Origin of the sequence: Prevotella pallens, assembly GCF_900454935.1 — a bacterium.
Lineage (GTDB): Bacteria > Bacteroidota > Bacteroidia > Bacteroidales > Bacteroidaceae > Prevotella > Prevotella pallens.
On record NZ_UGTP01000001.1, the window covers coordinates 916,250 to 939,440 of the forward strand.

General features: G+C 36.5%; 19 protein-coding genes and 1 tRNA gene. 5 read left to right on the top strand and 15 right to left on the bottom strand.

What is annotated here, in order from left to right; all coding sequences use genetic code 11:
• The first annotated feature begins 3 nt into the window (after window positions 1–3).
• From DX009_RS03935 to DX009_RS03945, 3 genes are read left to right on the top strand one after another with little or no spacing between them, the layout of a single operon-like run.
• On the top strand, window positions 4–963 hold the full coding sequence (locus DX009_RS03935; protein WP_115083088.1) for a type I phosphomannose isomerase catalytic subunit: 960 nt from the start codon (window positions 4–6) through the stop codon (window positions 961–963).
• A gap of 60 nt (window positions 964–1,023) precedes the next feature.
• Window positions 1,024–1,623, top strand: a complete 600-nt coding sequence (locus DX009_RS03940) for a thymidine kinase (protein WP_115083089.1) — start codon at window positions 1,024–1,026, stop codon at window positions 1,621–1,623.
• A gap of 44 nt (window positions 1,624–1,667) precedes the next feature.
• Window positions 1,668–2,777 carry an AI-2E family transporter gene (locus tag DX009_RS03945; RefSeq protein ID WP_006045251.1) on the top strand — a complete coding sequence of 370 codons (1,110 nt, stop codon included), beginning with the start codon at window positions 1,668–1,670 and terminating at the stop codon, window positions 2,775–2,777.
• Window positions 2,778–3,106: 329 nt separating this feature from the next.
• Here DX009_RS03945 and DX009_RS03950 read toward each other — a convergent pair whose 3' ends face one another.
• The 11 genes from DX009_RS03950 to DX009_RS03995 all read right to left on the bottom strand — a co-directional run bounded on the left by DX009_RS03950 (window position 3,107) and on the right by DX009_RS03995 (window position 13,165).
• Window positions 3,107–3,430 carry a cupin domain-containing protein gene (locus DX009_RS03950; RefSeq protein ID WP_174262614.1) on the bottom strand — a complete coding sequence of 108 codons (324 nt, stop codon included), beginning with the start codon at window positions 3,428–3,430 and terminating at the stop codon, window positions 3,107–3,109.
• A gap of 343 nt (window positions 3,431–3,773) precedes the next feature.
• Window positions 3,774–3,846, bottom strand: a tRNA-Lys gene (locus DX009_RS03955).
• A 172-nt stretch (window positions 3,847–4,018) separates the two neighbouring features.
• Window positions 4,019–5,410, bottom strand: coding sequence for an MATE family efflux transporter (locus DX009_RS03960; RefSeq protein WP_115083090.1), 1,392 nt, complete (start codon window positions 5,408–5,410; stop codon window positions 4,019–4,021).
• A gap of 7 nt (window positions 5,411–5,417) precedes the next feature.
• Window positions 5,418–5,555, bottom strand: a complete 138-nt coding sequence (locus DX009_RS13295) for a hypothetical protein (RefSeq protein WP_006045248.1) — start codon at window positions 5,553–5,555, stop codon at window positions 5,418–5,420.
• A gap of 2 nt (window positions 5,556–5,557) precedes the next feature.
• Entirely contained in the window at window positions 5,558–5,803 is a 246-nt protein-coding gene (locus DX009_RS03965) for a hypothetical protein (RefSeq protein ID WP_006045247.1), read from the bottom strand.
• A gap of 22 nt (window positions 5,804–5,825) precedes the next feature.
• Window positions 5,826–6,299 carry an alanyl-tRNA editing protein gene (locus DX009_RS13505; protein WP_115083091.1) on the bottom strand — a complete coding sequence of 158 codons (474 nt, stop codon included), beginning with the start codon at window positions 6,297–6,299 and terminating at the stop codon, window positions 5,826–5,828.
• 3 nt (window positions 6,300–6,302) lie between these two features.
• Window positions 6,303–7,997 carry an alpha-amylase family glycosyl hydrolase gene (locus DX009_RS03975; protein WP_115083092.1) on the bottom strand — a complete coding sequence of 565 codons (1,695 nt, stop codon included), beginning with the start codon at window positions 7,995–7,997 and terminating at the stop codon, window positions 6,303–6,305.
• Window positions 7,998–8,171: 174 nt separating this feature from the next.
• Window positions 8,172–9,071, bottom strand: coding sequence for an ACP S-malonyltransferase (gene fabD / locus DX009_RS03980; RefSeq protein ID WP_115083093.1), 900 nt, complete (start codon window positions 9,069–9,071; stop codon window positions 8,172–8,174).
• A 345-nt stretch (window positions 9,072–9,416) separates the two neighbouring features.
• Entirely contained in the window at window positions 9,417–10,334 is a 918-nt protein-coding gene (locus DX009_RS03985) for an IS982 family transposase (RefSeq protein WP_115082805.1), read from the bottom strand.
• A 476-nt stretch (window positions 10,335–10,810) separates the two neighbouring features.
• Window positions 10,811–11,587 carry a tRNA pseudouridine(38-40) synthase TruA gene (gene truA / locus DX009_RS03990; protein ID WP_115083094.1) on the bottom strand — a complete coding sequence of 259 codons (777 nt, stop codon included), beginning with the start codon at window positions 11,585–11,587 and terminating at the stop codon, window positions 10,811–10,813.
• Window positions 11,588–11,611: 24 nt separating this feature from the next.
• Window positions 11,612–13,165 carry a ComEC/Rec2 family competence protein gene (locus DX009_RS03995; RefSeq protein ID WP_115083809.1) on the bottom strand — a complete coding sequence of 518 codons (1,554 nt, stop codon included), beginning with the start codon at window positions 13,163–13,165 and terminating at the stop codon, window positions 11,612–11,614.
• 856 nt (window positions 13,166–14,021) lie between these two features.
• Between DX009_RS03995 and DX009_RS04000 the strand changes: the two genes are divergently transcribed.
• A complete protein-coding gene (locus DX009_RS04000) occupies window positions 14,022–14,219 on the top strand; it encodes a hypothetical protein (RefSeq protein WP_006045241.1) in 198 nt (65 codons plus the stop codon).
• A 58-nt stretch (window positions 14,220–14,277) separates the two neighbouring features.
• Here DX009_RS04000 and DX009_RS04005 read toward each other — a convergent pair whose 3' ends face one another.
• A complete protein-coding gene (locus DX009_RS04005) occupies window positions 14,278–15,039 on the bottom strand; it encodes a hypothetical protein (RefSeq protein WP_115083095.1) in 762 nt (253 codons plus the stop codon).
• 553 nt (window positions 15,040–15,592) lie between these two features.
• Here DX009_RS04005 and DX009_RS04010 point away from each other — a divergent pair.
• Window positions 15,593–16,510 (top strand): IS982 family transposase, encoded by a 918-nt coding sequence (locus DX009_RS04010; protein ID WP_115082805.1) that lies wholly within the window; start codon window positions 15,593–15,595, stop codon window positions 16,508–16,510.
• A gap of 442 nt (window positions 16,511–16,952) precedes the next feature.
• Here the strand turns inward: DX009_RS04010 and carB are convergent, their stop codons facing one another.
• From carB to DX009_RS04025, 3 genes are read right to left on the bottom strand one after another with little or no spacing between them, the layout of a single operon-like run.
• Window positions 16,953–20,177, bottom strand: coding sequence for a carbamoyl-phosphate synthase (glutamine-hydrolyzing) large subunit (gene carB / locus DX009_RS04015; RefSeq protein ID WP_115083096.1), 3,225 nt, complete (start codon window positions 20,175–20,177; stop codon window positions 16,953–16,955).
• Complete coding sequence (carA, locus tag DX009_RS04020) at window positions 20,177–21,253, bottom strand: glutamine-hydrolyzing carbamoyl-phosphate synthase small subunit (protein ID WP_115083097.1); 1,077 nt, start codon at window positions 21,251–21,253, stop codon at window positions 20,177–20,179. The genes carB and carA overlap by 1 nt, the downstream gene beginning before the upstream one ends.
• Window positions 21,254–21,289: 36 nt before the next feature.
• Window positions 21,290–23,179: an amidophosphoribosyltransferase gene (locus tag DX009_RS04025; RefSeq protein ID WP_115083098.1), complete on the bottom strand. Its 1,890-nt coding sequence runs from the start codon at window positions 23,177–23,179 to the stop codon at window positions 21,290–21,292.
• Window positions 23,180–23,191: the final 12 nt, after the last annotated feature.

Genomic DNA, 23,191 nt, shown 5'->3' on the forward strand with positions numbered 1-23,191 from the left:
AGAATGGAGATAATAAAGTTTCGCCCTATATTGAAACAGGTGCTATGGGGCGGCGATAAGATAATACCTTTTAAGCAACTCAACGTCGAAATGGATCAAGTGGGCGAGAGTTGGGAAATATCTGGCGTGAAAAACAACGAAAGCATTGTAGCCAACGGGCAATACGAAGGTATGAAGCTAAACGATTTAGTAGCTTTGTTGAAAGGTAATCTCGTTGGGAAAGAGAATTATGAGCGTTTTGGTAACGAATTTCCATTACTCGTAAAGTTTATTGATGCTAAGAAACAACTATCTATACAAGTACACCCTGACGATGAACACGCTATAAGGAATGGACTGAAACGTGGTAAAACAGAAATGTGGTATATTATGGAAAGCGCACCTTATGCAACTTTGTTGAGTGGATTAAAACACAATATAACTCCGCAGGAATATAAAACAATGGTGGAAAACGATACCATAACCGATGCTTTGTGCGAATATAAAGTGCACGAAGGTGAAGTGTTTTATTTGCCCGCAGGACGTATTCATTCTATAGGTGCAGGCACATTTTTGGCTGAAATACAAGAAACAAGCGATATTACTTATCGTATTTATGACTTTAAACGTAAAGATAACGATGGAAATTATAGACAGTTGCACACAGAAAAAGCTGCAGAATGCATTGATTATAATGTAGAAGACGATTATCGCGCAAAGTATAAACCTTGTAAGAACAAAGGAATAGAACTAGTGCGATGTAAGCATTTTACAACATCGGTTTATGATTTGGACGAACCTATGCAGCTTGATTATAGCGAATTAGACTCGTTTGTGGTGCTAATGGCATTATCAGGAAAATGTATGCTTAGTACTAATGAACAAAATATAGAGCTAAGGGCTGGCGAAACTGTATTATTACCAGCAACAATACAAACTGTAAATGTATCTGGAGACGTGAAGTTCTTGGAAACTTTTGTTTAAGATTTCGCACAGGAACACAAATGATTGAATATAGGATAAATTACTTATAACGCAATAACTATGGACATAATAGACAATGTGAACGGAGAAAAGCGACGTCAAGGACGAATAGAAGTTATTTGTGGAAGTATGTTCTCGGGTAAAACAGAAGAATTAATTCGCCGACTTAGACGTGCTAAATTTGCAAAGCAGAAAGTAGAGATTTTTAAACCTGCTATTGATGTACGTTATTCGGAAGAAGAAGTTGTGAGCCACGATAAGAATGCTATTCACTCTACACCCATTAATTCGTCGGGAAACATATTACTATTGGCGTCCGATATAGATGTTGTAGGTATAGATGAAGCCCAATTTTTAGACGAAGGACTTGTAGATATTTGTAACCAACTAGCCAATAATGGCGTAAGAGTTATTGTTGCTGGACTCGATATGGACTATAAAGGAGTCCCGTTTGGTCCTATTCCTGCACTCTGTGCTATTGCCGACCAAGTAACAAAGGTACATGCTATTTGTGTAAAATGTGGTGCTCTTGCTTACGTTAGTCATAGATTAGTACCCAACGAACATAGAGTAATGCTGGGCGAACAAACCGAATACGAACCTTTATGTAGGGAATGCTATCAAAAAGTTTCGAAAGAAGAAGCACGAAAGAAAAATTAATAGCCTAAAAAGCTATAAAGAAATAACTCAATAAAAGAAGTATTATGTTTGAAGAGAAAATTACATTCGATAAATTTATACGCTGGTTTTTAGTTGCGGCTTTAATATTTGCCGTGTTCTATGTAGTAAATTATCTTAGCCACGCACTATTACCTTTCTTTATAGCGTGGTTTATTGCTTACTTGTTAAATCCAGTTGTAAAGTTTGTGCAATACAAATTGCGAGTTAAAGTACGTCCAATAGCGGTTATTATAACAATGTTGTTGGTTGTAACTGTTATCTCGTGTGTTGTTTTTGCGATTGTTCCACCAATGATAGATCAAGTAGAAAAATTAGGCGATGCTGCTAATAAATATGTATTACATACTGCCAACGGAAACCGCATAATGGTAATGGTACGTGAATGGATACAAGAATATTTACCACAAATACGCCACTATATTAACAGTGCAGACTTTACTGCTACAATAAAAAGTTCTATACCAAAACTATTTTCATTCTTAGGACAAACAGCAAGTATTGTTTTTAGTGTAATAGCATCGTTTATAACATTGCTCTATCTCTTCTTTATTTTACTCGATTACGAACGCTTAGCCAAAAACTTTATACGTATATTTCCAAAGAAACAACGACCCTTCTGGACCGACTTAATGCAAGATGTAGAGTCTGAATTGAACAATTATATTCGTGGACAGGGTCTGGTTGGACTTACAATGGGCATTTTATTTTGTATTGGCTTTACCATTATCGACTTTCCAATAGCCATCGGAATGGGAATATTAATAGGTGTACTCACTCTAATACCATATATGCATGCATTAGCATTTATTCCAATGGTATTTCTATCGTTAATTAAAGCCGTAGATACCGGACAAAATTTCTGGGTAGTATTTGGAACAGCTACATTAGTGTTTGCTATTATCCAGATTATTAGCGACCTAATAGTAACACCAAAGATTATGGGGAAGGCTATGAATTTGAACCCGGCTATTCTGTTACTCTCACTTTCTGTATGGGGATCGTTGTTAGGTTTTATTGGTTTGATAGTAGCTCTGCCACTAACCACCCTTATTATTGCCTATTGGAAACGATATGTAACAAAAGAAGATAAAGAAGATACTGTTACTATAGAAGATTGTGAAAAGCAAGAGTAGGGGAGAAAGCACTCCTTATCTCTATTGATAGATATTTAGAAAATAGAACATAAAAGCCTCGTCCTCATTCCAAAATAAGAATGGAGTGAGGATTGTGCTATTAAATAAATAGATAAACTGTATAATAAGCCAAACATATAAAACACAATGCTTCGTTATTATATAGAACACCGAAAAATATAATAAGAAAATATTTTTTTTAAATTATAAATTCTCAATTTTCTAATTACATTTTTCCCGATAATTATAAAAAATAACAAGACTATCTATGTAGAAATAGCCTTGTTAATATTTTTGTATATATAATAGCCGCAAAAATATGCTCTATTTTATCCTCTTACCATTGTAATAATCATCTTAAAACGTTGTTCTGCTTTTACAGAATGAAGCGCACCTGCTGGAATAATAAAGCTTTCTCCAGCTTTAATATGGTTGTCTATACCTTCAACATTGAGCACCATTTCTCCATCTATTACTTGAATAAAAGCATCGAAGGGCGCAGTGTGTTGTGAAAGTCCCTGTCCAGCATCGAAACTAAAAAGCGTAACACTACCAGCATTGTTATGAATTAACTCTTTGCTTACTACGCCTCCTTCTGTATAATTAACCAATTCATTGGCATTGAAAATTTTTCCTTTTTCAAACTTCATAATCTCGTCTTTTTATTTCGTTGTTATTATTAATATAAAACAAACACACAATATGTGTGCCATAAGTGTGTAATATAAAGACTGTAAATAAAATTAAAGGAAAATAATATTTAAATATGGAAAAATAAGATAGAAATGGCTGAGAAATAGATGCAAACAGTAATAATGCGAATGGTATAATGTCAGTTCTTATCTGACAAACAATAACATTTGTTACTATCTTGTCTGAACTTTTTTAGCGAAATAGTACTAAACAAACAGTAAACACAGTTATAAATTCTTATGGAATATAACAATAATGTATATAAAAAAGAAAGGATTTCGTAGCAGAAACCCTTTCTTTTTGTGATCCGCATGGGGCTCGAACCCATGACCCCAACATTAAAAGTGTTGTGCTCTACCAGCTGAGCTAGCGGATCAAACCTAATTTTTTTGAAAACGAATGCAAAGGTATATCTTTTTTTTGTAGAATCAAATTATTCGTGAAGTTTTTATTAAATTTCATACCTTAATCGATATCTTATAGACCGTAGGAATCTTAATAATGTGCACTATGTTGTAGGAAAAGAGTATTTTATGAGTAAATTAGAGTTATATTTTGGAGGCGCTAATGTTTTTAGACTTCATATTTTTTTTGTTAGATGCACTGAAACGATTTAGAACAAATTTCTTCGCCCAAAAGAATTGAAGGATACCACGCAGAGAAAGAAATAAAAGGAAAGCTATCCATAATGCATTGTTCTCCCAAAATGGTTTGGCAATATAGTAGAAAGCAAAGAAACAAACCATTGCTATAGCAGAAGTAATGAGCATTCCTTTGGTTTCTGTCATTCCAATAAATATACCATCATAAATAAAACCAGCTACTCCTGTAAGTGGAATAAAATAAGTCCAAACAAGATAAGGCAAAGATGCACAGATAACAGAACTGTTGTCGGTGAGAAGATGGAGAAAGTTTTTCCCACTAAGTGTATAAATTGCAGTAAATAGAATCACCATAATTCCGCCGAACATGAATAAACTATGTACCATTTGCATAAATCCGCTCTTGTTATTTGCACCATACAATTTTCCACTCAAAGCTTCTCCAGCATAAGCGAAGCCGTCCATAAAGTAGGAAAAGAGCGTAAACATTGTCATAAGCAATGTATTAACTGAGAGTATTAGTGCTCCTTGTTTTCCACCTGCACTGGTGAAGAATAAATTTACAGCTACTAAACATAGTGTGCGCAAGAAGATATCACGATTTACAGAAAAGAAACGCTGCCAAGCTTCTATGTGAGTAAGTGTAGATTTGAAAAGCGAGAACGATAACTGTGTAATAGTAGGCGATGTATAAAATGTTTTATTTTTAAGTCCACGGTGCACAAAAAATAAAGCTATTAGAAAACCACTCCATTGTGCAATTAGAGTGCCCGATGCAACACCTTCTATTTTCCACCCAACACCAAACACAAATAAAAGTGAGGCGAATATATTAATAAGGTTCTGCACAATGGCAATTAACATTGGTATTTTTGTGTTTTGCATACCAATAAACCACCCATTTAGTCCATATAAACCAAGCATAGCAGGTGCTCCCCAAATAACAATGTGGAAATATGAATGTACTAATGGTAAAGAACTTCCGGGAGTATTCATTGCGCAAATCATAATCCATTCTATAACAGATTGGCAAATAATAAAGATAACACCTATACCTACGCCTATAGTTAAGGCACGAAATAGCACTCTTATGGCTTCTTCCCAAACTTTTCTGCCGTATGCTTGCGATGTCATTCCGCTTGTTCCCATACGCAGAAACCCTAATATCCAATACATAATATTGAATATCATTGAACCTATGGCAATAGCTCCAATATAGTTTTCGTTTCCAATATGTCCAACAATGGTTAAATCTGCCAAACCTAAAAGAGGCACTGTGATGTTACTAACTATTGATGGAAGTGCAAGACGGAGTATTTCTTTATTTGTTTTATTCACGTTGTTCTTATCGTATATAGTCTTTTGATACTAAGTCGTAGTATAATGCTTCGAGTTCGGCAAGCGATAAATGTTCTACCGAATGTTCAATCATTCGTATTAGTTCTGTTCTTCTTGCGTCGTCGTGTATTTTATCGAAGTTCATTTTTATAATCTTGTTTCTAATTCGTTTATAGCCTCTTGCATATCAGCATCAAAAGTTGTATGGTTACAAAGAAATTCTTCTCTACCTTTGGCAAGCTGTGCATAAAGTTCTTTGTTCATCTCTTCTACGTAAGATGCAATGGCAAATTCTATGTCGTCGCGTTGTGTTTCGTTGTTAGAAAACTTGTATACACGATACTTTTGGTGTAAGAAACAATAGGCTGATTCTATACTGTCTTTACTTATCATAGGAGTTTATTTACTTGAAATATTATGGTATTACTTTAAAACGTATGCGAAATGACTTGCTGTGTTCGTCCCAATTTGTACCTAACAGCTCGAATTTGCCTATTTGTTTTGTAGAACGAACGTGTTTACCAATGCACGGACACACATCGTAATTGCCAATTCTTACTAGTCTTATTTTTTCAGAAGCATCTTCGGGCAATCGTTCTAGTGTTACGTTTTCTGGCAAATTGTTGCGTTCCACAAGTTCGTATGTTACAGGAAGGTCTTCTTCTATAAGCCTATTCATTTCATCTGTTATGGCTTTTTCTTCTTTTCGCGATGGTTTTTGTTGAAGCACGAAAGTCATTTTGCTTTTCTTTCGTTCTATGTGTGCATTTCTGCTGCGTTCTGTTCCAAACATTCTTACCATAAGTTGGTTTAGCAAATGTTCGGCTGTGTGTGCAGGTGGAAATTCCTCTTTGTTGTGTACATTGAATGTATAGTTGTCTACTTCCATAATCTAAAATTTATAGACTCTTCCATTGAGTGCAGGAACTACTATTTCTATAGAACTGTCTTTCTGCAGTACCACAGATTGATGATTGCCTGAGAGTAAGTCTACCATATTCTTCTTACCTTCTTTAATTTCCATATAATCAAATGCGTGGGCAGGTATGTTTACACGAATATGTGCTTCTGTTTTGCTAAAGTTAGCAACAATAAGTAGGGTGGTATTATTCGAACTACGCAAAAAAGCAAACTGTTTGTTGCTATCAAAGGCATCGTTTGTTTCGTTGGCATACATAAGGTCGAATGTTTTTCCATTGCTGATAGCTTTTTCGCTATTGCAGAGCGTTAATATTTTGCGATATTCTTTTTCTAATTGCACTTGTTCTGCCGACAATTTGCTACGTTCAAAGAAACCTTTACGAATGGCATCAATGCTCCAATAGTCGAAAATGGTAGACCGACCGTCTATTCCCGAGAAACCTTCACCGTCCATTCCTTTTTCGCCAAACTCTTGTCCGGCATAAATCATTATGGGATTGCACTGAAATAGGGCAGCAACAATAAGGGCAGGAATGCCTTTTTGCATATTCCCACAGAAGAAGTTGGAAGCTATTCGTTGTTCGTCGTGATTTTCAAGAAAGTATAACACGTGTTTGCCAATATCGTCGGTTGCTTGCCATTGGCGTGTAATATCGTTTGCCGAGCGATGTTCGCACATTACATCGCGTAAGCAATCGTACATACCCACCTTGTCGTACAAATAGTCGAAACCTGCTGCAATGTATGTTCTGTATTGATTAGGGTCGTATACTTCGCCAATAAAAACAATGTGAGGATATTGTGCTTTTACCTTTTCTGTTGCATATTTCCAAAACTCGTGTGGCACCATTTCTGCCATATCGCAACGAAAACCATCTATTCCTTTGGCTGCCCAGAACAATAGTATATCGGTCATTTTGTGCCATGTGTCTGGTATTGGATTGAAATGGTTGCTTCGTCCGCCCCAATCGCAATAGTCTATGCCGTAGTTTAGTTTTATGGTTTCGTACCAATCGTTGGCTTGTGGGTGTGCATCAAACCTATCGTTTCCGGTGCAACGTGCCACTGTTTCTGTGTATTCTGCTGATTTGTGGTCGGGTTTTGTTGCTTCGTTGTTTATTGAGCGTGGTATGGCTGAAGTGTCTAATGGCTCGTTCGGACAATAATAGAAGTTGTTGTTTGCATCGAAGTGTTTATTTTTATCGTCGGTTTCTCCCAAATCTTTCACGCCATTTGGTTTACAAATGCTTTTGTATTCGCGTGCCACATGGTTAGGAACAAAGTCTATAATTACTTTTAAGCCTTCGTTATGGGTTCGTTTTACCAAGTCTTCAAACTCGTTCATACGTTTCGTTACGTTGTCTGCAATGTCTGGATCTACATCGTAATAGTCGGTAATGGCGTAGGGCGAGCCTGCTTTTCCTTTCACAATACGTGGAGTTTGGCGTGGTATTCCAAATGCAGAATAGTCGGTGCAGGTGGCGTGGCGTATAATGCCAGTGTACCAAATAGTGTTTGCACCGAGCTTTTTTATTTGTTGTAGCGTTGTTTTGTTAAAGTCGCTCATTTTTCCAACTCCGTTATCGGCAATTGTTCCGTTAGGTTGGTTGTTGGTATTTTTGTTGCCGAAAGTGCGTGTAAACACTTGGTAAATTACTAATTTCATTACTTATAGCTTATATCTGGTGAAACAAAAAGAGACACAATGCCCTGTAATCCTAATGTTCGCTTTATTGGGTTTACCAACTATTTGCGAGTTGTGTAAATGGATATACAGGGGCTTGTGTCCCTACATAGGTATTATTGAGGTTGCGAAGCAAACGCTACAACCAAATATCGATTACATTCTGTGTAGCAGTAATCCGTGTGCATCTACATTTTTGTCTATTCTGCCAATCATACCCTGAAGTGCTTTGCCTGGACCGCATTCTATAAATTCGGTTGCGCCATCGGCTATCATATTTTGTACGCTTTCGGTCCAACGAACACTCGATGTAAGTTGTGCTATAAGGTTTGCCTTAATTTCGGCAGCATTGGTGTGTGGTTTTCCGTCTACATTCTGATAAACTGGGCATTTTGGCGATGTTATATTGGTGGCTTCAATGCCAGCTTGTAATTCGTCTTTTGCTGGTTGCATAAATGGCGAATGGAAGGCTCCACCCACTTTTAAAGGCAATGCGCGTTTAGCACCAGCCTCTTTTAGCAAGGCACAAGCTTCGTCGATACCTTCTTTTGAACCTGATATTACTAACTGACCAGGACAGTTAAAGTTGGCTGCAACAACCATTTTACCACCATTGGTAACTTGTTTGCAAATTTCAACCACTTTTTCGTCGGCTACGCCTATAATGGCTGCCATTGTTCCTGGATTTTGTTCGCAAGCTTTCTGCATGCTGTTAGCACGTAAGGCAACAAGTTTTAAACCATCTTCGAACGATAGTGCACCTGCTGCTACTAATGCTGAAAATTCGCCAAGAGAGTGGCCAGCTACCATATCGGGCTTAAACTCGCTGCCCAAACAGAGTGCTGAGATAACACTGTGGAGAAACACTGCTGGTTGTGTTACGTTGGTTTGCTTCAGTTGTTCGTCTGTTCCTGCAAACATTATATCGGTTATTTTGAAGCCTAAAATCTCGTCAGCTTTATCGAAAAGTTCTTTTGCTAATTGTTCGTTGTCGTAGATGTCTTTGCCCATACCTACGAACTGTGAGCCCTGTCCTGGGAATACAAATGCTTTCATTTTTTTGTTTTAATTAAATTGTTACGCTGCAAAAGTACAACAATAATATGAAACACACAAATTTCGTTCTTGTATGCTATATATAATAAGGTGTAAATAGGAATGGGAGCTATTTGTTTCTGCGTTAGATACTATTTATATGGCATTTATTGGCTCTTTATGGCTTTGTGTTTATGGGTTTAACAGTCTAACAAGTTTACAATGCACTTTAGGATATAGCTTGTTAAATACCTGAACTCGGGATAAGTTTCTTTTTATTACTCTAATTTATTTATCCTAAAACCCATTTAGCCTCAATCGTCTTAGATTGAGGCTACTCCTTTTTATCAAAAACAAACTGTTTTTTTAGAACAAAGAAAGTTGACCGTTGTGTTGTTCTATGCAGAAATCTAAATTGACTTCAGGTTTCTTTTCAAAGAAGCTATATGCAGCCATTGCTGATAATACATTCATAGCAAAATTAAGTACACTTCTATGTCTAGAGTGGACCAATTGTGCTACATTTTTCAGTTCGTCATTGATAGTTTCAATTACAGATCTTTTTCTTAAAAGCAGTCTATCATATATTGGGATTAACTTGTTTTTCATATTACTTCTTATACCTGTTACCAAGTTAATGCCATCATTGAATAATTTTTCAAATAGTCCCTTAGAGATGTATCCTTTATCGGCAAATAATTTTCCAAAAACATTATCAGTCAGCCTATTAAAGACATTCTCATCTCTATCATCTACATTGGCTTTGGTAAGCATAAAGTTGAGAATTTCCCCTCGTTCATTGCATATAAGGTGCAGTTTAAATCCAAAATACCAACCCATTGTGCTTTTGCCTCTGGTAGCATAATCCTTAAAAACCTTATTGCGGTAAATACGTTTATTATGGCAGACTGGGATACAGGTAGAGTCAATAAAGCTAATACCAGTACATCTGCCAAAACAACATATTTGCAAGAACATCATCATTTCTACCGAAACTCTAGCTTCAAGCTCCAAAAAACGATTATAGGATAACAGATGAGGAAACATATCTGCAAGATGCTCCTTGATAAAGAACATATAATAATGTTGAAAGTTACGATAAGAATTAAAATGAAAACAGATCATTATGGTTATGATTTCTGACTTGCTCATACGCCATTTACGAAGGCGATGCTTACACTTGGTATCATTAGGAAGCCCTATTTTATCAATTTCTGACTCAAATTCTTTGCAAAAGTCATCTGCAATACAAAAGATTTCGGTAATTTTGTCTTTGGTAATCATCGCTATATTAATTGTAAGTTATTGATTTTCAACTATAAAGTTACAAAAATATAACGAGATTACCAACTTTTTTGAGTATTATTCTTATCCCGAGTTCAGGTTAAATGTGTGTATGGCGAGGCGCGATAGTGCGAATGTGCGATAATTCTTTCATAGTGTTCTTTCGTTTCTTATATAGTTTCGCAACTTTTTCATAGGCTAGTTATGTTATTATTTACACGTAAGTAAAGTTTTACTTACATGTAAGTAGAGTTTTACTTACACGTAAATAAAGTTTTACTTACACGTAAATAAAGTTTTACTTACGTGTAAATAAAACCATATCATCATTGTATAGTTGATGTGGTATGCGCATATAATTGTAATAAGATGCGTAAGAAAATTGCTGCTTACACTCTACGTAGATGTAGAATGTAAGCATTGGCACTGCACAGCGTGTGTGCATGCTCTAACTATTAAGAGATAGGCTGTGATAGTTATAGAGATGGATACTCTATATTCCAAAGAAACAATGCATTGCCTGGCATACTTTCGCCAGCATCGCTACGTGTGCCTGTGTCTACTATTTTGCAGAAGTCGTCAATCGATAGTCTGCCACGTCCCACTTCTACCAGCGTGCCTACAACTGCCCGAACCATATTGCGAAGAAATCGGTTGGCAGTAATAACAAAGCACCAACTCTCGGTTTCGGCTGTATTGTCGTAAATGGAAAGTTCGGCGTTGCAACGCACCCATTGTGCTTCGGTTAGGTTGCAGATGGTTGTTTTGTTGTCGCCTCCAGCCTTACAAAAGCATTTAAAGTTGCGTTCGCCAATAAGATAACTTGCAGCCTCGTTCATTTGGTTGTAGTTTAAGGCATAAGGCATTTCGCACGAGTATGCTTTTTGGAATGGGTTTCTGGCATGGTGCATATAATAGTGATACGTGCGCGATGTGGCAGAAAAGCGTGCATGCAATTCGTTGTTTACTGGATAGGCTGCCGTTACAGCAACATCGCGCGGCAATATGCGGTTTAGTTTATAACAGAGTTGCTTGCAATCTATGCTGTTTTCTGTAAAGTCGAAATGAGCAACCATTGTGCGTGCGTGCACTCCAGAGTCGGTTCGTCCAGCACCTATAACACTTATTTTAGTGCGTAATAATGTAGATAAAGCTTTTTCTAAAACTTCTTGCACCGTTATTCCGTTAGGTTGAATTTGCCAACCGTGATAATTAGTGCCATCGTACGAGAATTGTATGAAATACCTTTGCATAAGTGGTTGCAAAGGTACGTAAATTTATTGCAAGTCAGCTTGTTTGCTGAAAAAAGTGGTTAAGCAGTACGCACAAAGCAGAAGAATATAGCAAAAAAACAGCTGCAATATGCTGGGGTGTAGCTCTTCTATGCTTGCACCTGGCAAATGGGCTATGCTATGTAGGGCAGTGTTCATAGCACCAACTATTGTTTGCAATGCTTTTCCAATAAATAGTTGCGCAACTGGCATAAAAAAGCATACAAACAACAGAACTGTGATGTAGAGAATAATGGTAGCACAAGGAATTACAATGAAGTTGGAAAGTAGGAAGTAGCAACTAAATCGTCCGAAGTAGTAAGCCACCAATGGTGCAGTGCCCAATTGTGCCGCTACCGAAACCGTAATAAGTGTCCATATCCAACGCAACAGCCAATGGTGCTGAAGTTGTTCGTACGAGAATAATCCATAAAGTGTGGGTGCGAAGAGAATAATGGAAAGCACAGCCATAAACGACAATTGGAAGCCTACGTCCCATAAGTTCTGTGGGTGTAGCACCAATAGAATAATAGCCGTAAGCGCCAATGTGTTGAGCGACGAACGGTCTCTATTCAGTAATCTAACAACACTGTACACAGTTATCATTGTTGCCGACCGCAATACTGATGGGGAGAAATCAACCAACAACGCATACAGCCAGATGAGCAGTAGCACCAACAAATCGCTAATGTGATACCGCACAAGAACATTTAAGTAGGGAATGCCTTTACAAAGATTGAATCCGAAAAGAAAGATAACATAGATAATACCAAGATGCAACCCCGACAGAGCTAAGATATGACTTGCCCCCGAGACGGAATAATCGTCTTTTACGTCTTTCGATATAAGTTGCTTGTTACCCAAAGTCATCGCAATAGTAACAGCAGCAGTCTGTTCTTCGAGTCCTACACGTGCATAAGTTCGTAACCATTGTTGTTTTGCTCGTTTTAGTTCAATCAATGTTCGGTCTGCAATGCTAAGGAACGAAAGATTTACCGCAGTCTTTTTCCAATTCCTATAGAAAATAAAAGTTTCTGCACTAATACCGTGCAAATGTAGCCAACGAGCATAGTCAAAGTCTGTATCGCAGAAGTTTACGGGCTTTTCCAACTCAGAGAAGGCAGTGATACCATCTCCTACGTGTAACCGTTTATAGTTTTCAGAAACAGTATCGCATAATATAGCAGCCTTAATTTTCATAGGGCCATCAGTTGTTTGAATAGCCAATTCAGTTTGTATAACTTTCCCGTGTTGCACAGGTTCGGTCAGCAATACCGCATTGTAGCGCAAAAGCTTTGTAGGAATAAACTTCTGCATCTCCATTTCTGTGTTTGCCATCAGCCATCCACCAATTGAAGCCACAGCAAGAAGCAATGCGCAGCTGTTAAATATTCGTCTATTCCTACTAAGAAAAATAACCACTAAACACAGCATTGCCATTGCAAGCCAACTCCATATTGGTATAATGGTTAAAGCAAATCGCCCCAGAACCATACCAATAATTAACGCTGTAGCAACTTTCACCAAAGGATTAATGTCGTTGGCAATACCTTGTTTCATAGTATAGGTAGTTATTTTTTGTTTCGTTTGCAAAAGTAATAAATATTTTTCTGCTTCTATCATTATATTAACCCATCTTCGCCCACCCCTCGTAATAAATCTCAATCGAATCATTTAACCATAATACCATTATGTATTGTTTGTACTATTAATTTCTGTTATTCTTTATTTTATTGCAGGTATAGTGTTATCTTTTTTAACCAAATGTAATATGCTGCATCTACGTTATAAAGTCAATTAATCAGTCTAATAATGAAACGAAATCTACAGAGCTCTAACAACTAATTTAAAATAAATAGTCTCCGTTCTGTATACGAACCACAACACTTCACAAACAAATTTGAGTCGCCGTCCGTTCGTTCACTACTACCTTATATATTATATCTACTACCTTATATGTATTATATCTGCTACCTTATATATTATATCTACTACCTTATATGTATTATATCTGCTACCTTATATATTATAACTATTACCTTATATGTATTATATCTGCTACCTTATATATTATAACTATTACCTTATATGTATTATATCTGCTACCTTATATATTATATACGAACGAAGATACTTCACGAACCTTATTTCTCTATATATACACAACTAATAAATGTTTACTGTTTATCAGTATATATACTTGATGTACATAGTTTTATGGCGAGAATAAAAATGCTTTAATAATATTTAACAGCAATAACCATATTATAAATGCTTAATAATCAGTGATATATAGAAGTGCTTCAGAAAAATAAAAAAAAAGTATAAAAAAAAGTATGGCTATTAAAAAAAAATATCTACCTTTGCATCGTTTTAAGAAATTAATGATCGTTTTACAGATTAAAAAGCAAAGAAAATGAAAAAGTTATTATTTGTAGCAGTAGCTTGTGCAGCTATCTCTTTGACATCTTGCAATGGTAAAGGTAAACCTGCTGGTACAGCAGATTCTTCAAAAGTTGATACAACAAAAGTTGATACAACAAAGCAAGATACAAACAAGGTTGATTCACCTGCAGTAGGCACTCATACTGATTCAACACACGTTAATAAGTAATCAAGTTACTTAGCTATTAAAGAAATCCCGCTGGACTCTTAGAGTTCAGCGGTTTTTTTTATTTATTTATGATGAACTTTTCTGATTTCTGAGTACCATTCTTGAACTTAGTTTGTTTAATAGCAATACCTTCATTAGGTTTGGTGCGTTTGCGACCAGAAATATCATAGTATGTTTCTTCTGCCACTTCAAGTCTATTCTCCTTATTTATAATGTTTATATTATTCGCTGTTTTTTCTTTATTTAGGGTGTAAATAGCTCCTGTATATTCGCTCATTCTAAACCAAGAATTGTCTGAAGCTATACACGAAAGAACGTATGTCTTATCGTTTTTAGGAGCATCGAGTGTTATCTGGTCTTCGTTCATTGTATAGGTAATATCTACAGAAGGATTCATAGGAACAGCCTGATTATTGTCTATTCCATAGTATCCCATATATATGGATACGTTCTCGCCTTGATCTGTTTGAGTAGAAAAAATTAACGATTTGTGTGGAATAGTGATTTTATTTCCTTTTATGCTTCCTTTAACCCAGCGATTGGTTACATCTGCAAATGTTTCGGGTAAGGCGACTATAGGATTCTTAACATAAACAGTTTTGTTGTCAGCCATAAAAACAACCTCAAAATCAGTTGCTTCAGATAGATTGAGTGTTGTCATTTCAAGAGATCCGTCGTCAGCCTGTTGTAGTTTAATTCCCTTTCCAGAACGGTCGTAAACTTTAACAAGTCCATCAGGACGATTAGAAAGTAATGCCTCTTGTGCATTCATACTTAAGCCAAAATTAATGGCAAGTGCTAAAAGTAATAGTTTCCTCATATATAAAAAGTTTATTAATAAAATTATTCTTCAGATATTCTGTGAACCTTGCGGTTTATTTGTTTATAGACACGTTCTAAAATGCCTATAATTAGTTATTTTTTATTGTTACAAAGGTATACAAAACGTCTGAATGTACAAAATGTTTCTAACTTAAACTGCTATTTTAGCTAAGTCTGTTTTATTTATATTCTTCTTATCTGAGGTAGCTATATTAGAGATAATTGATATCTAAGATGCAACAGATAGATATCTGAAGTGAACGTGATAGATATCTAAGACGTAGCTGATAGATGTCTGAAATAAACGTGATAGATATCTGAAACAAGAATAACTATAATTGAGAGATTTCTTGAGTCCTCTGCAATATTTTCTTGTGAGTAAACGGTAGGCATTACTTATAATTATCCTACTTATGATGATGGCGAATACTAATAATTGAAGCTAGTTTAACCTGAACTCGGGATAAGAATAATACTCAAAAAAGTTGGTAATCTCGTTATATTTTTGTAACTTTATAGTTGAAAATCAATAACTTACAATTAATATAGCGATGATTACCAAAGACAAAATTACCGAAATCTTTTGTATTGCAGATGACTTTTGCAAAGAATTTGAGTCAGAAATTGATAAAATAGGGCTTCCTAATGATACCAAGTGTAAGCATCGCCTTCGTAAATGGCGTATGAGCAAGTCAGAAATCATAACCATAATGATCTGTTTTCATTTTAATTCTTATCGTAACTTTCAACATTATTATATGTTCTTTATCAAGGAGCATCTTGCAGATATGTTTCCTCATCTGTTATCCTATAATCGTTTTTTGGAGCTTGAAGCTAGAGTTTCGGTAGAAATGATGATGTTCTTGCAAATATGTTGTTTTGGCAGATGTACTGGTATTAGCTTTATTGACTCTACCTGTATCCCAGTCTGCCATAATAAACGTATTTACCGCAATAAGGTTTTTAAGGATTATGCTACCAGAGGCAAAAGCACAATGGGTTGGTATTTTGGATTTAAACTGCACCTTATATGCAATGAACGAGGGGAAATTCTCAACTTTATGCTTACCAAAGCCAATGTAGATGATAGAGATGAGAATGTCTTTAATAGGCTGACTGATAATGTTTTTGGAAAATTATTTGCCGATAAAGGATACATCTCTAAGGGACTATTTGAAAAATTATTCAATGATGGCATTAACTTGGTAACAGGTATAAGAAGTAATATGAAAAACAAGTTAATCCCAATATATGATAGACTGCTTTTAAGAAAAAGATCTGTAATTGAAACTATCAATGACGAACTGAAAAATGTAGCACAATTGGTCCACTCTAGACATAGAAGTGTACTTAATTTTGCTATGAATGTATTATCAGCAATGGCTGCATATAGCTTCTTTGAAAAGAAACCTGAAGTCAATTTAGATTTCTGCATAGAACAACACAACGGTCAACTTTCTTTGTTCTAAAAAAACAGTTTGTTTTTGATAAAAAGGAGTAGCCTCAATCTAAGACGATTGAGGCTAAATGGGTTTTAGGATAAATAAATTAGAGTAATAAAAAGAAACTTATCCCGAGTTCAGGTTAGTTTAATATAGATTAGTCGTTAAACCCAAATTGGTCATTAGGCCACAATATGTATAGTTTTTATTACTATGATATTGTCTCCTAACATCTTTTATTTTCTTATTGGCATCTTGTCTGTCTTTGTAACTTGATGTAGCCCGCTATACATACGTTGCAAAGACAGATAATCTACCTGATAATAAAACAAAGTATGTTTAGGCTCTAATGACGGATTTGAGTTAAAACTTATATTAATTTTAGCATTCAATCTCATTTGTATACAATAAAGACCTACACGAAAACAATAATCGTATAGGTCTTTGATTAATGGTATGGATTTGTAATTTAATATTCTCCCCAAGCCTTAATGTCAATATCGTTTAACTTAACATTGCAGAAGGCTGCAATAAATGCACTTGCAAGTCGGCTGTTTGTAAGCAACGGTATATTAAGGTCGATAGAAGCACGTCTAATTTTGTAGCCGTTAGTAAGCTCTCGTGGTGTAAGATCTTTCGGAATGTTTACCACCATATCAATCTTCTTTTCGTGTAGAAGGTCTAATGCCTGTGGTTGTTTTCCTTCGTCTGATGGCCAATATACTAATGTATTATCTATACCATTCTCTGTTAGGTAGTTAGAGGTGCCACCAGTGGCAAAGAGATTGTATCCGTGGTCTTTCAACATTTTTGCAGCATCAAGCATTTCTGCTTTTTGTTTTGCTCCACCAGTAGACAGCAGTATATTTTTTGCAGGTATTCTTTGTCCAACAGAAAGCATACTCTTTAGTAGCGCAGTATAGGTATCTTCGCCAATACAGCCAACTTCTCCTGTAGAACTCATATCTACACCCAGTACAGGGTCAGCTTTCTGTAAGCGATTGAATGAGAATTGCGATGCTTTGATACCCACATAGTCGAGATCGAAGAGATTTTTGCTTGGTTTTTCTACAGGTATACCAAGCATAATTTTAGTAGCTAAGTCGATGAAATTTAGTTTCAAAACTTTGCTAACAAATGGGAATGACCGACTGGCGCGAAGGTTACATTCAATAACAAGTATATCGTTATCGCGTGCCATAAACTGTATGTTGAATGGACCATTAATGTGCAGTGCCTTAGCAATTTGTCTGCTGATGCGTTTTACACGGCGTACAGTTTCTACATAAAGTTTTTGAGGTGGGAACTGAATAGTGGCATCACCAGAGTGAACACCTGCAAACTCAATATGTTCTGATATAGCATAAGCCATGATTTCGCCATTGCGTGCAACGGCATCCATTTCTATTTCTTTCGCATGCTCAATGAATTTGCTTACAACTACTGGGTGGTCTTCACTAACGTTGGCTGCTAATTTCAGGAATCGTTCTAATTCATCGTTGTTGGAACATACATTCATAGCAGCTCCAGAAAGAACATACGAAGGGCGAACGAGTACGGGGAATCCTACACGGTCTACAAATTCTTGAATGTCTGCCATACTTGTTAGTGCACGCCACTCTGGTTGATTCACACCTATATCGTTGAGCATAGCTGAGAATTTGGCACGGTCTTCTGCATTATCAATATCTTTCGCCTTTGTTCCGAGTATGTTCACATTTTCCGCATCAAGATATACAGCAAGGTTGTTAGGAATCTGCCCACCGGTAGAGACTATAACACCATGGGGTGTTTCCAAATCAATTATATCCATAACGCGCTCGAATGTAAGTTCATCAAAATAGAGACGATCGCACATATCGTAGTCAGTCGATACTGTTTCTGGATTATAATTTATCATAATAGAGCGATAGCCCTGTTTGCGAATCGTATTTAGTGCTTGTACACCACACCAGTCGAATTCAACAGAAGAACCAATACGATAAGCACCAGACCCTAGAACAATAACACTTTTACGGTCGGTTTCAAACTTAATATCGGAATCTACCCCCGAGTAAGTTACATAAAGATAGTTGGTTTGTGCTGGATATTCGGCAGCCAGTGTATCTATTTGTTTTACAACTGGTAGAATACCATAACTCTTACGTAATTGACGAACAACTAATACAGCTTTATGCATATTATCTACTTCGTCTTCTAATCCAACTGCACGTGCAATTTGGAAGTCTGTGAAGCCGTAGATTTTAGCAGTACGGAGTAAAGTCTTATCAAGTGTGTTGATATTACAATTCTTTAATTGTTCATCAACGTCAATAATATGTTTCAGTTTATATAGGAACCAATGGTCGATTTTTGTAAGTTCGTGAATTTGGTCAACCGTATAACCCTTATGCATAGCCTTTGAGATAACGAAGATACGTTTATCCGTTGGCTCTCTCAATGCTGCTTCTATATCCTTAATTTCTAATTCTTTGTTTTCTACGAAGCCATGCATACCTTGTCCGATCATGCGCAAACCTTTTTGTATGGCTTCTTCAAAGTTACGACCAATTGCCATAACTTCACCAACAGACTTCATACTTGAGCCTAATTCTTTGTCTACGCCACGGAATTTACTTAAATCCCAACGTGGTATTTTACAAACAACATAGTCGAGTGCTGGTTCAAAGAAAGCTGATGTTGTTTTGGTAACAGAGTTCTTTAGTTCGAATAAACCGTATCCCATTCCTAATTTAGCAGCAACAAATGCAAGTGGGTAGCCAGTTGCTTTACTTGCTAATGCGGAAGAACGCGAGAGACGAGCATTCACTTCAATTACACGGTAATCTTCGCTTTTAGGATCAAAGGCATATTGTACATTACATTCGCCTACAATTCCAATGTGGCGAACAATCTTTATTGCTAATTTACGAAGTTTATGATATTCACTGTTAGTGAGGGTTTGTGAAGGTGCAATTACGATAGATTCGCCTGTATGGATACCCAATGGGTCGAAATTTTCCATATTACAGACCGTAATACAATTGTCGTATTGGTCGCGAACCACCTCGTATTCTATTTCTTTCCAGCCTTTTAAACTCTTCTCAACCAATACTTGTGGTGAGAATGAGAATGCTTTTTCACAAATCTTATCAAGTTCTTCTTCGTTATCTGCAAAACCACTACCGAGCCCTCCCAGTGCATAAGCAGCACGAATAATAACAGGATAACCTAATGTTGTAGCAGCTTTTCGTGCTTGTTCTACTGTCTCACACGCTTCGCTCTTAATAGTTTTAATGTCTATTTCGTCTAACTGTTGTACGAAAAGTTCACGGTCCTCAGTGTTCATTATAGCCTTAACAGGTGTACCGAGTACTTTTACATTGTACTTCTCAAGTATCCCGAGACGGTCTAATTCTACACCGCAATTTAAGGCAGTCTGTCCACCAAATGCTAATAGAATGCCATCAGGGCGTTCTTTTTGGATAACACGTTCTACGAAATATGGCTGTATTGGTAAAAAATAAATCTGGTCTGCTACGCCTTCTGATGTTTGAACTGTAGCTATATTTGGATTAATAAGAACGGTAGAAACACCTTCTTCACGTAGTGCTTTTAACGCTTGAGAACCTGAATAGTCAAATTCTCCAGCTTCACCTATTTTTAATGCGCCTGAACCAAGTAGCAGGACTTTTTTTATTGATTCGTCTTTCATTATTTCAGTGCTTCTACAAATTTGTCAAACATAAATACAGTATCTACTGGACCAGAACTTGCTTCTGGGTGGAATTGCGAACTGAACCAAGGATTCGTTTTGTGTCGGATACCTTCATTACTACCATCGTTCATATTTACAAATAGTTCTTCCCAATCTTTATTAAGAGTTTTTGCATCAACGGCATAACCGTGGTTTTGTGATGTAACATAGCATTGGTTTGTTCCAACCAATCGAACAGGTTGATTATGTCCACGATGACCATATTTCAGTTTAAAGATAGTTGCGTTAGCAGCCTTTCCCATAAGTTGATTTCCCATACAAATACCACAGATAGGCTTTCTACTCTCATTCATCTGTTTACGGATAATCTCTACAGCATCATTGCACATATCAGGATCTCCTGGACCGTTGGCAAGGAATAGACCATCATATTCTAATGATGTGTAATCGTAATTCCAAGGAACTCGAATTATTTCTATATTTCTGTTTATTAATTCACGCAAGATATTTGCTTTTACACCACAATCAACTAATACAACTTTTTTACCTCCACCTTCATTATAGCGAATGATTTCTTTTGTTGAGACCAGGTCTACAAAGTTAACTCCTTCATAATGCGCAGTAGGAATGTTGTCGGCTTCATCATCGAAAATAATTTGTCCCATCATTACGCCGTGTTCGCGTAAAACTTTTGTAAGTTCACGTGTATCAATACCTGTGATTCCAGGAACCTTTTCGCGCTTGAGCCATGATGCTAGACTTTCAACGGCATTCCAGTGAGAGTACTCCTCCGTATAATCGGAAACGATAAGTGCAGACACATAAATCTTGTCACTTTCCATAAATGAAGGAATATGGTTTTTCTCCATTGTAAAAGGAGGAACACCATAGTTTCCAACTAACGGGAATGTCATAACAAGCATTTGTCCTGCATAAGAAGGGTCGGTAAGGCTTTCAGGATACCCCATCATAGCTGTATTGAATACTACCTCACCTGCAACAGGCTTCTCGTATCCAAATGATTTTCCATGAAATTTTGTACCGTCATTTAAGACTAAAGTTACATTCCTCATTTTTATTCGTATGTTGATGATTTAATGTTTGCTGATTTACTTACGATAATTCTGTTCGTAGAAGTTTATGAATGCTTTGTTTACAAGTAGCATTCCTCCAGGAGTAGGATAATTCCCTGTAAAATACCAATCTCCTTTATGTTTTGGTATGGCTTTGTGTAAGCCTTCTATACTCTGGTAAACGAGTTCTACTGGAGTTGTCATTTCTATAGGTCGTAGCATCTCTACGATCTTCTCGTTGATTTCTTCTATAGTAAACGGAGCATAAATTTTACGAACAGCATTATTAATTGTCTCACCCTTAGTTTTGTTTATCTCTCTTTTACAAGCTTCATAAACTTCTGTTAAGAGTGATTCCATATTCCGTTCTTTAATTAACTGAATAGTTGCACTGAACACACAAAATTCTTCTAAGCGTGGCATATCAATACCATAATAATCAGGATAGCGGATTTGTGGTGCGCTTGATACAATGATAATCTTCTTAGGGTGGAGTCTATCGAGTATTCGTAAGATACTTTCCTTTAGAGTTGTTCCACGAACAATAGAATCATCAATGATAACAAGATTATCTTCATTTGGTGTAATGCTTTCGTAGCTAATATCGTAGACGTGCGATGCTAAGTCGTTTCGTGAATTACTCTCTGTGATAAAAGTACGTAATTTAATATCTTTCCACGCCACTTTCTCAGAGCGGATAGATTGATTTAGTATTCTCTCTATATCTTTATTGGTTGCATTGTTTCCTAATGCTTTTATTTCTTGAACCTTTCTAGCATTCAACCATTTCTCGAATCCTTGTAATAATCCGTAGAAAGCAACCTCTGCCGTATTTGGAATAAATGAAATCACAGTGTGATTTGTGTCGTAGTCAATAGCCTCTAGGACTTTTTCAGTAAGTTGCTCACCTAATTTTTTACGTTCTTTATATATATCTCTATCAGAGCCACGTGAGAAATAAATACGTTCGAATGAGCAAGCTGAATTTTCCTTAGGTTCTAATATTTGATGCAACGAACTTTCACCGTGTTTGTTTACAATCAACGCCTGACCTGGTAAAAGTTCTTTTATATCTTCACAATCTAAATCAAATGTAGTTTGAAGTACTGGGCGCTCACTAGCCAATGCCATATATTCTTCGTTCTTATAGAAGAAAGCTGGACGAATGCCCCAAGGGTCTCGCATTGCATACATCTCTCCAGACCCTGTAATACCACATATTACATAACCTCCATCGAAATATTGCATAGTGGTTTGTAATACATTTTTCATTTCGACATGGTCTTCAATATAATGTGTAATATCGAATTTCTCTAACCCTAACAGTTTTGCTTCACGGTAATTACGTTCGACTTCACGGTCTAAACGGTGTCCCATAAATTCAAGGAGCAAGTAAGTATCGCTATATTTACGTGGGCATTGACCATAATCAGTGAGATGTTCGAATATCTCACTAATATTAGTCATATTGAAGTTACCACAAAATGAGAGGTTCTTAGCTCTCCAGTTGTTGCGTCTTAAGAAAGGGTGAACATACGATAAGCCACTTTTTCCTGTTGTAGAATAGCGTAAATGCCCCATATAAAGCTCGCCTGCGAACGGTAAATTACGCTGTGCAAAATCGACATCTGCAATTTCTACTTCGGTGTAATCTTTATATTGTTTATGAATATTTGCAAAAATCTCAGTAACAGCATTCTTTCCTTCTGCTCGTTCTCGGAACATATATTCGTTTCCTGGTTGAGTTTCTAGTTTAACGCTTGCAATACCAGCTCCTTCTTGTCCTCGGTTGTGCTGCTTTTCCATCATAAGATACATCTTATTTAAGCCATACATCCAAGTTCCATATTTTTCTTTAAAGTAGCTTAGAGGCTTTAGCAATCTTAACATTGCGACACCACAATCTTCATGTATGTTCTTTTCCATTTACTAAGGTTT